The organism is Nocardioides sp., from assembly GCF_034670285.1.
Taxonomy (GTDB): Bacteria; Actinomycetota; Actinomycetes; order Propionibacteriales; family Nocardioidaceae; genus Nocardioides.
Genome location: NZ_JAXMNS010000122.1, coordinates 1 through 9,128, shown reverse-complemented (window position 1 = coordinate 9,128; position 9,128 = coordinate 1). Strand labels below are relative to the sequence as shown.

The 9,128-nt window shown below is 71.6% G+C and carries 9 protein-coding genes; 6 read left to right on the top strand and 3 right to left on the bottom strand.

The features are described 5' to 3' along the window. Positions 1-90 precede the first annotated feature (90 nt). Positions 91-360 (top strand): DUF2277 domain-containing protein, encoded by a 270-nt coding sequence (locus tag VOI19_RS08120; protein ID WP_323792461.1) that lies wholly within the window; start codon positions 91-93, stop codon positions 358-360. Beyond that, complete coding sequence (locus VOI19_RS08115; protein WP_323792460.1) at positions 357-1,205, top strand: NAD-dependent protein deacetylase; 849 nt, start codon at positions 357-359, stop codon at positions 1,203-1,205. Before VOI19_RS08120 ends, VOI19_RS08115 begins: the two co-directional genes overlap by 4 nt. A 72-nt stretch (positions 1,206-1,277) precedes the next feature. Here the strand turns inward: VOI19_RS08115 and VOI19_RS08110 are convergent, their stop codons facing one another. Continuing rightward, positions 1,278-1,964, bottom strand: coding sequence for a metal-dependent transcriptional regulator (locus tag VOI19_RS08110; protein WP_323792459.1), 687 nt, complete (start codon positions 1,962-1,964; stop codon positions 1,278-1,280). Positions 1,965-2,034: 70 nt separating this feature from the next. Between VOI19_RS08110 and VOI19_RS08105 the strand changes: the two genes are divergently transcribed. From VOI19_RS08105 to VOI19_RS08095, 3 genes are all read left to right on the top strand, one after another. Beyond that, a complete protein-coding gene (locus VOI19_RS08105; RefSeq protein WP_323792458.1) occupies positions 2,035-3,378 on the top strand; it encodes a deoxyribodipyrimidine photo-lyase in 1,344 nt (447 codons plus the stop codon). A 69-nt stretch (positions 3,379-3,447) separates the two neighbouring features. Beyond that, positions 3,448-4,191 carry a hypothetical protein gene (locus VOI19_RS08100; RefSeq protein WP_323792457.1) on the top strand — a complete coding sequence of 248 codons (744 nt, stop codon included), beginning with the start codon at positions 3,448-3,450 and terminating at the stop codon, positions 4,189-4,191. Next, entirely contained in the window at positions 4,188-5,768 is a 1,581-nt protein-coding gene (locus VOI19_RS08095) for a glycoside hydrolase family 13 protein (RefSeq protein WP_323792456.1), read from the top strand. Before VOI19_RS08100 ends, VOI19_RS08095 begins: the two co-directional genes overlap by 4 nt. A 30-nt stretch (positions 5,769-5,798) precedes the next feature. Here VOI19_RS08095 and VOI19_RS08090 read toward each other — a convergent pair whose 3' ends face one another. After that, positions 5,799-6,248 (bottom strand): MarR family winged helix-turn-helix transcriptional regulator, encoded by a 450-nt coding sequence (locus tag VOI19_RS08090; RefSeq protein WP_323792455.1) that lies wholly within the window; start codon positions 6,246-6,248, stop codon positions 5,799-5,801. After that, complete coding sequence (locus tag VOI19_RS08085; protein WP_416366357.1) at positions 6,245-7,759, bottom strand: MDR family MFS transporter; 1,515 nt, start codon at positions 7,757-7,759, stop codon at positions 6,245-6,247. The genes VOI19_RS08090 and VOI19_RS08085 overlap by 4 nt, the downstream gene beginning before the upstream one ends. A gap of 424 nt (positions 7,760-8,183) precedes the next feature. On the opposite strand from VOI19_RS08085, the gene VOI19_RS08080 reads away from it, so the two are divergent. Further along, positions 8,184-8,993 carry a crotonase/enoyl-CoA hydratase family protein gene (locus VOI19_RS08080; protein WP_323792453.1) on the top strand — a complete coding sequence of 270 codons (810 nt, stop codon included), beginning with the start codon at positions 8,184-8,186 and terminating at the stop codon, positions 8,991-8,993. Positions 8,994-9,128: the final 135 nt, after the last annotated feature.

The window sequence follows — 9,128 nt, the reverse complement described above, 5'->3', positions numbered from 1 at the left end:
GCGGCTGTACGGCGCGGGGCCCGACGGCGGCGACAAGGTCGTGCTCGTGACCGGCGAGGACGTGGAGTTCTTCGACGTAGGCTGATCTGCATGTGTCGCAACATCCGTCCGCTCAACAACTTCGAGCCGCCGGCGACCGGCGACGAGGTGCACGCGGCTGCCCTGCAGTACGTCCGCAAGGTGGCCGGGACGACCAAGCCGACGGCAGCCAACCAGGCGGCCTTCGACCGGGCCGTCGCCGAGATCGCCCACGTCACCGGGCACCTCCTCGAGGAGCTGGTGACCACGGCTCCGCCCAAGGACCGCGAGGTCGAGGCCGAGAAGGCGCGCGCCCGGGCCCGCGTGCGCTACGGCACGTGACCCTCGCCCAGCGGCACGCCCTCGACCTGCTCGCCGACCGACCGCTCGTCGTCCTCGGCGGCGCGGGCATGTCGACCGACTCCGGCATCCCCGACTACCGCGGCCCGGGGCGGCCGGCGCGCGCCCCGATGACCTACCAGGAGTTCGTCGCGACCCCGCAGGCGCAACAGCGCTACTGGGCCCGCTCGCACCTCGGCTGGGGCCGGATGCGGCACGCCGATCCCAACGCCGGGCACCGCGCCCTCGCGGCTCTCGACCCCGAGCTGCTGATCACCCAGAACGTCGACGGCCTGCACGAGGCCGCCGGCTCGCGGCGCCTGATCGCCCTGCACGGCCGAATCGCCGACGTCGTCTGCCTCGGCTGTCGCGAGGTCACCTCGCGCGCCGCGCTCCACGACCGCCTCGAGGCCGCCAACCCGGGCTTCGCCGACACTCATGCGGCTGCGGCGCTCCGACCCGACGGCGACGTCGAGCTCGACGACACCGCGGCGTTCGTCGTCCCGGGGTGTGCGGCCTGCGGGGGCGTGCTCAAGCCCGACGTCGTGTTCTTCGGCGAGAACGTGCCGAAGGACCGGGTTGAGCGCTGCTACGCCGCCGTCGATGCGCTGCCCCACGCGGGTGAGGGCGGCGGGGCGCTGCTCGTCGTCGGCTCGAGCCTGACGGTGATGAGTGGCTTCCGGTTCGTACGGCGTGCGGCCAAGGCCGGCACGCCCGTCGTGATCGTCAACCGCGGCACGACCCGCGGCGACGACCTGGCGACGTACAAGCTCGACGTCGGCGTGGCCGACTTCCTCGGGGCCCTTGCGGCCCGGCGGATGGATACCCGGATCTCCGGGGTTTCCTGACGTTCTCAGGGGAAGTTCTCCCTGAGAACGTCGTGAATACCCGGGTAACCGGGTATTCATCCCCCCCCGGCGTCAGAGACGCTTGACGAAGATGTGGTCGGCGGCCTCGTGGTCGATCTCGGCACTCTCGCCACCGGAGCCGACGAGCACGCCGGCCTCCGTCGAGACGATCGTGACGGTCTTGTCGGGCAGGGCGCCGACGCGACGCATCGCGCTCATCAACGCCTCGTCCTTCTGCATCTCCTCGGAGATCCGGCGCACGAGCACCCGGCCCTCGCCCGAGGCGGCGACCTTCGAGAGCGGCTCGACGTCGTCCATGAACGCCGTCGGCACCGCCGTCTGACCGAGCTCGTCGAGGCCGGGGATCGGGTTGCCGTACGGCGACTCGGTGGGGTGGTCGAGCAGCTCGAGGAGGCGACGCTCCACGGTCTCCGACATCACGTGCTCCCAGCGGCACGCCTCCTCGTGGACGAGCTCCCAGTCGAGGCCGATCACGTCGGTGAGGAGTCGCTCGGCGAGGCGGTGCTTGCGCATCACGCGGGTGGCCAGGCGCTGGCCGTCCTCGGTGAGCTCGAGGTGGCGGTCACCCTCGACGGTCAGCAGGCCGTCGCGCTCCATGCGGGCCACGGTCTGCGAGACGGTCGGGCCGCTCTGGTGCAGGCGCTCGGCGATCCGCGCGCGCAGCGGCACGATTCCTTCCTCGACGAGCTCGTAGATGGTCCGCAGGTACATCTCGGTGGTGTCGATGAGGTCGCTCACGGGCCCATTGTTGCTCATTCGCTCCTGAGGGTGGACCACCCCGGGGTCCCCCCTGGCACAGTGAGTCGGCGTGACCTCCGTGATGTGGTTTCGACGCGACCTCCGTGTCGGCGACAACCCCGCCCTGCTCCACGCCCTCGACGACGGCCCGACGCTCCCGCTGTTCGTGCTCGACCCCGCGCTGTGGGGTCCGGCCGGTCTCCCGCGGCAGGCCTACCTCGTCGAGAGCCTGCGCTCGCTGGGCCGCGACGTGCCGCTCAGCGTGGTGCACGGCGACCCGGTCAGCCAGGTCGTCAAGGCGGCGAAGGAGGTAGGCGCGAGCAGCGTGCACGTCGCCGCCGACCACGGCCCTTACGGCAGGCAGCGCGACGAGGCAGTGGCCGAGGCGCTCGAGGAGGCCGGCATCGCCTTCGCGCGCACCGGGTCGCCGTACGCCGTCGGCCCGGGCCGGGTGGTCAACGGCAGCGGCGATCCCTACAAGGTCTACACACCCTTCTCGAAGGCGTGGGCCGAGCACGGCTGGCGCGACCCGGTCGACCCGCCCGACGACCCGCACTGGCGTCATCTCGAGGACACCGTCGACCTCCCCGACGTGACGCTCCCCGACGGCCTGACCCTCCCGCCCGCCGGCGAGGCCGCCGCCCTCGAGCGCTGGCACACGTTCCTCGACCACATCGAGGGCTACGACGACGACCGCGACAAGATGGGCGTCGACGGCACCTCGCGGATGTCGACCTACCTCAAGTGGGGCGAGATCCACCCGCGCACGATGCTGGCCGACCTCGCGCCGTTGCGCAGCGACGGATCGCGCGTCTACCGCAAGGAGCTCGCGTGGCGCGAGTTCTACGCCGACGTCCTCGATGCGCGCCCCGAGACGGCACGCGAGTACCTCCGGCCCGAGTACGCCCGGATGCCCTACATCGACCCCGACAGCTCCGACAGCCACTTCGACGCGTGGCGCCGCGGCCGCACCGGCTTCCCCATCGTCGACGCCGGGATGCGCCAGCTGCGGGCCACCGGCTGGATGCACAACCGGTTGCGGATGATCGTCGCGAGCTTTCTCGTCAAGGACCTCCACCTGGAGTGGCAGCACGGCGCGCGCCACTTCATGCACTGGCTCGTCGACGGCGACCTCGCCTCCAACCAGCACGGCTGGCAGTGGACGGCGGGCAGCGGCACCGACGCCTCGCCGTTCTTCCGGGTCTTCAACCCCACCACCCAGGGCAAGAAGTTCGACCCGTCCGGCGGCTACATCCGCCAGTGGGTCGAGGAGCTCTCCGACCTCGACGAGGTGCCCGACCCGCACGAGCCGAGCGACAAGGTGCGCGACCTCGTCGGCTACCCCGCCGCCGTCGTCGACCACAAGGCCGAGCGGCAGGACGCGCTCGACCGGTGGGAGTCGATCCGCGACTGAGGCCGCCCGGTTACCGGCCGGTCGCGGTCCGTTTGGACCCGTCGCGGCCGCCGTGGCAGCGTGCTGCTGGTGACCTCCACGCTGACGATCCCCCACCGCTTCTGCGGCCCGCCGGTCTCCGGGAACGGCGGCTGGACGGCCGGCGCGCTGGCCGCCCACCTCGGACCGGTCGGCCGCGCCGACACCGACCCGGTGCGCGTGATGCTGCGCAAGCCGCCGCCGCTCGACACCGCGCTGGACGTCGTCGTCACCGATGCCGACGACTCGGCCGAGGGCGGCCCCACCGCCGCCGCCACCCTCGGCGACGTCCTCGTCGCGACCGCGACGATGGCCCCGGACGTGATCGAGGTCGAGCCGGTCGGCGCAGATGTCGCCCGAGCAGCAGAGGCGTCGTTCGTCGGCCTCACCGCCCACCCCTTCCCCAGCTGCTTCTCGTGCGGACCCGACCGCGCGCCCGGCGACGGCCTGCGGATCTTCCCCGGCCGCGTCGACGACGACAGCCACGGCCAGGTGCGCGTGGCCGCGACCTGGACCCCCGGCGCCGACGTCGACGGCGCGACCACGTGGGCCGCCCTCGACTGCGTGGGCGGCTGGTCCGGCGACCTGACCGAGCGACCGATGGTGCTGGGCTCGATGACGGCCCGGGTCCCCGCCCTCCCGCGGGCCGGCGAGGAGCACGTGCTCGTCGGCAGCGCCCGGGGCATCGACGGGCGCCGCGTCCACACCGCCTCCACCCTCTACGACTCCACGGGTCGCGTCGTCGCTGCGGCCGAGCACCTGTGGTTCACCATCGACCCGAAGGACTTCTCATGACGAGCACGACCTCTCCGACGTGGTGGCGCGGCGCCGTCGTCTACCAGATCTACGTCCGCAGCTTCGCCGACTCGGGCACCCGCGGCGTCGCCGGCGTCGGTGATCTCCCGGGCATCACCTCGCGGCTGCCCTACCTGCGTGACCTCGGCGTCGACGCCGTCTGGATCACGCCGTTCTACACCTCGCCGCAGAACGACCACGGCTACGACGTGGCCGACTATCGCGACGTCGACGACCTCTTCGGCACCCTCACCGACGCCGACGACCTCGTCGCCGAGGCGCACGACCTGGGCCTGAAGGTGATCGTCGACCTGGTGCCCAACCACACCTCCTCCGAGCACGAGTGGTTCCGCGCAGCCCTTGCGGCCGGCCCCGGCAGCCCCGAGCGCGCGCGCTACCTCTTCCGCGACGGTCGCGGTGAGGACGGCGCCGAGCCGCCCAACAACTGGCCGTCGGTCTTCGGCGGTCCGGCGTGGACGCGGGTGCCCGACGGTCAGTGGTACCTGAACCTCTTCGACTCCACGCAGCCCGACCTCGACTGGCGCAACCCCGAGGTCGGCGACATGTTCGTCGACGTCCTGCGCTTCTGGCTCGACCGCGACGTCGACGGGTTCCGCGTCGACGTCGCGCACGGCCTCTACAAGGAGGAGAGCCTGCGCGACCAGGTCGTCGAGGACGGCGCCTCCGCCGACGAGCCCAAGGAGTCGATGGTCTCGCGCACCGTGCGCGACGAGCCCATGTGGGACCAGCCCGAGGTGCACGACGTCTACCGCCGCTGGCACGACGTGCTCGCGGAGTACGACGGCGACCGGATGAACGTCGCCGAGGCCTGGACCCAGACCCCCGAGTCGATGGCCAAGTTCGTGCGCTCCGAAGAGATGAGCCAGGCCTTCAACTTCTCCTGGCTGCTCGCCGACTGGTCGGCCGAGGCCTTCGCCGACGTCATCACCGGCACCTTCGCCGCCCTCGCCGACGTCGACGCCAGCCCGACCTGGGTGCTCAGCAACCACGACGTCATCCGCCACGTCACGCGGTACGGCGGCGGGCAGGCCGGGCTGTCCCGGGCTCGCGCTGCCACGCTCACGATGCTCGCGCTGCCGGGCTCGTCGTACCTCTACCAGGGCGAGGAGCTCGGCCTCGAGCAGGTCGACGTCGCGCCCGAGGACCGTCAGGATCCGTCGTGGTTCCGCACCGGAGAGGTCGGCCGCGACGGCTGCCGGGTGCCGATCCCCTGGTCGGGCACGAGCGCGCCGTACGGCTTCGGCCCCGGCGACGACCAGCCCTGGATCCCGCAGCCCGACGACTGGGCGCCGCTGACGGCGGAGGCCCAGACCGGCGACGAGGACTCCACGCTCGAGTTCTACCGCCGCGCCCTGGCCGCCCGTCGTACGTTGTCCCCGGCGGACGGCGTCGACGTGAGCGTCGAGGGCGACCTGCTGACCGTGACCCGCGGCGACCTCCGCGTCGTGCTCAACTGCGGCGACGCCGACGTCGAGCTTCCCGCGGGTGATGTCGTCCTGACGAGCGGACCGGTGTCCGACCGGCTGCCGGCCGACACCGCCGTGTGGCTGCGTTGACCCCACGCCGCGCGGTCGTCCGGGCCGGGGTCAGAGCCCGCTGGCCTCGTTGAGAGCGGTGTTGTAGCGGCCGAGGTCCTTCACGAAGCCCTCGAGCTCGGCCTCGCTCCACTCCGAGAGACCCTCGGCGAAGAGCTTGTGCCGGTGCTCGACGACGTCGGCCATCCGACTCCTCGCCTCGTCGGTGACCGAGACCAGCGAGGCCCGGGCGTCGGCCGGGTCCTTCTCCTTCGCGAGCAGCTCGAGCTCGAGCAGGTGGCTGACCTGGCGGCTGATCGCACCCTTGTCGGTGTCGAAGCGCTCGACCAGCTCCGAGGCCCGCACCGGACCACTGTCGGCGATCGACGAGAGCAGCAGGTAGGCCGCGGGCTGGAGGTCGGGGTGCACCATCTGCGCACGGATGCCGATCACGCGGCGAACCCGGCGGATCATCACGCCGACCTCCTGCTCCAAGGCGCGCAGGGTGTCGTCGCGCGTCATCGCGGCGGCCCCGCGACAGCGTCGTCCAGCGTCGTCCGCAACGGGACCTCCTTGATGAGCAGCACACACACGAGGGCAAGGATCGCAAAAGGAACCGCGACCAGGTAGATGTGTCCGACCGCTGTGCCGAAGGCGTGCTCGTAGAGGTCGCGCACCGGGCCCGGCAGGGCGGAGAGATCAGGGATCGAGCTGCTCTCGTGCTCGGTCTGGGTCACGCCTCGAGCGGCGAGCCCGGTGCGCACCGTGTCGGAGACCTGGGTCGAGAGGATGGCGCCGAGCACCGAGACACCGACCGAACCGCCGAGCGAGCGGAAGAACGCCACGACCGAGCTGGCGGCGCCGAGGTCCTGGAGCCGGACGTTGTTCTGCACCGCCAGGACGAGATTCTGCATCGTCGCGCCCAGCCCGACGCCGACCACAGCCATGAAGACCCCGACCGCCACGAGCGGGGTCTCGGCATCGATCGTGCTGAGCAGCACGAGACCGACGACCACGAGCACCATCCCGCCCACCAGCCACCGCTTCCAGACGCCGGTGGCGCTGATGATGCGCCCGCTGGCGATGCTCGACACGAGCAGCCCGCCGACCATCGCGATCGACATCAGGCCGGCGGCGGTCGGGCTCAGTCCGCGGGAGAGCTGGAAGTACTGGCTGAGGTAGACGGTGGCGGCGAACATCGCCACCCCGACCATCGCCGAGGCCGCGGTGGCCAGGGCGACGGTGCGGTCACGGAAGAGGCGCAGCGGGATGACCGGGTCGGCGGCGACGTACGCCTCGACGTACAGCGCGGCCACCACGAGGACGACGCCGCTGACGACGAGCAGGGCGGTGGTGGTCGAGGCCCAGGCGAACGACGAGCCCGCGAGCGACACCCAGATCAGCAGCACGCTGACACCGCCCATGATGAGGGTGGCGCCGAGGTAGTCGATCGAGACGTCGCGGCGGACGACGGGCAGGTGCAGACGGCGCTGGAGCACGTAGAAGGCGAACGCCGCGAACGGCAGGCCCACGAAGAAGCAGCCGCGCCACCCGAACGGGCTGTCGACGACCAGTCCACCGATGAGGGGGCCGCTGACGGTCGCCGCGGCGAAGACCGCACCGATGTAGCCGGAGTAGCGGCCTCGCTCGCGTGGGGAGACCATCGAGGCGATCACGACCTGGACCAGCGCGGTGAGGCCACCGACACCGATGCCCTGCACCACCCGGCCGCCGATCAGGACCCCCATGCTCGGCGCGAAGGCCGCGATCAGCGAGCCGACCGTGTAGATCACGAGCGCCGACTGCACGAGCATCTTCTTGCTGAAGAGGTCGGCGAGCTTGCCCCAGATCGGGGTGGTCGCGGTCATGGCGAGCAGCGTCGAGACCACCACCCACGTGTAGCCGGACTGCGTGCCCTCGAGATCGGTCACGATCCGCGGCAGGGCATTGGTGACCACCGTGCTCGAGAGCATGGCGACGAACATCGCGAGCAGCAGCCCGCTGAGCGCCTCCATCACCTCGCGGTGGGTCATCGGCTCGACAGCCACGGCTGGGGAGGCAGGCGCTGCGGGCGCGGGGTGTTGCTGGGTCACAAGTCTGCTCTCGGGGATTCTATAAGTTGTCGGTGACAACCATACGGCTGAATAGTTGCTACGCACAACTAACAGCGACCGTGACCTCGGTCTCCGAAAAAGGGACAACCCGCAGGCGTGGCCCGGATCCTCGCGGATCCGAGGCCGCCCCCGGGGACGTGATTCCGGGTTCGCCTGCGGGTCGGGTGACTGCGTGGGATTCGCCAGCAGCCTCGGAGGAGATCCCTCCTCCGTGATGCCGGGCTGCTAGAGCGCAGCCACCTCACTCGTCCTGGAAGAATGCATTATCAGGACCACCTCCTTTCCGTGTCCTAGAAGCGTAGATCGCGACCCCGCTGCTCACAAGAGATTTACGGTGAGTCGCATGAGCCCCTCCCCCACCTCCGTCGTGACGTCGTACGACGGCCCGGTCGCCGTCATCACCCTCGACCGTCCCGAGCGCCGCAACGCCGTCGACTCCACCACCGCCCTCGCCCTGGCGGAGGCCGTCGAGAAGGCCGACGCCGACGAGTCGGTGGCCGTGATCGTGCTGACCGGCGCGGGAGGGACCTTCTGCGCCGGAGCCGACCTCAAGGCACTCTCCGAGGGCGACCGCCTCGACGACGCGGGTGGGCTGAGTGCCGACGGACGCGGGCCGATGGGCCCGACGCGTCTGCGCACCCACGTCCCGGTCATCGCCGCGATCGAGGGCGCCGCCGTCGCTGGCGGCCTCGAGCTCGCCCTCTGGGCCGACCTGCGGGTGGTCGCCTCGGATGCGACGCTCGGCGTCTACTGCCGTCGCTTCGGCGTGCCGTTGATCGACCTCGGCACGGTCCGGCTCCCCCGCCTGATCGGGCACAGCCGAGCGATGGACCTGATCCTCACCGGCCGCGGCATCGACGGGGTCGAGGCCGAGCGCATCGGCCTCGCCAACCGGGTCACCGCCCCGGGCAAGGCCCTGACCGAGGCCGTCACCCTCGCGCACGACCTCGCGGCCCTCCCGCAGCGCTGCCTGCGCAACGACCGACTCTCCGCCCTCGAGCAGTGGGACCTCTCCGAGGACGACGCGATGCGCAACGAGCTCGCCCGGGGCCTCGACACCATCGGCTCCGGCGAGACCCTCACCGGCGCCGGTCGCTTCGCCGGCGGCGCGGGCCGCCACGGCACCGCCTCAACGCCTCCGGTCGTCGAGTAGCCGGCCACGCGCCTCACTGGTCGTCGAGTAGCCGGCCACGCGACGAAGGAGCGGGCCGGCGTATCGAGACGCCCACCCGGGAGACGCAGGCGCGCACCTCACCACATCTCGATACGCCGGCCGCGCGCACCGCAC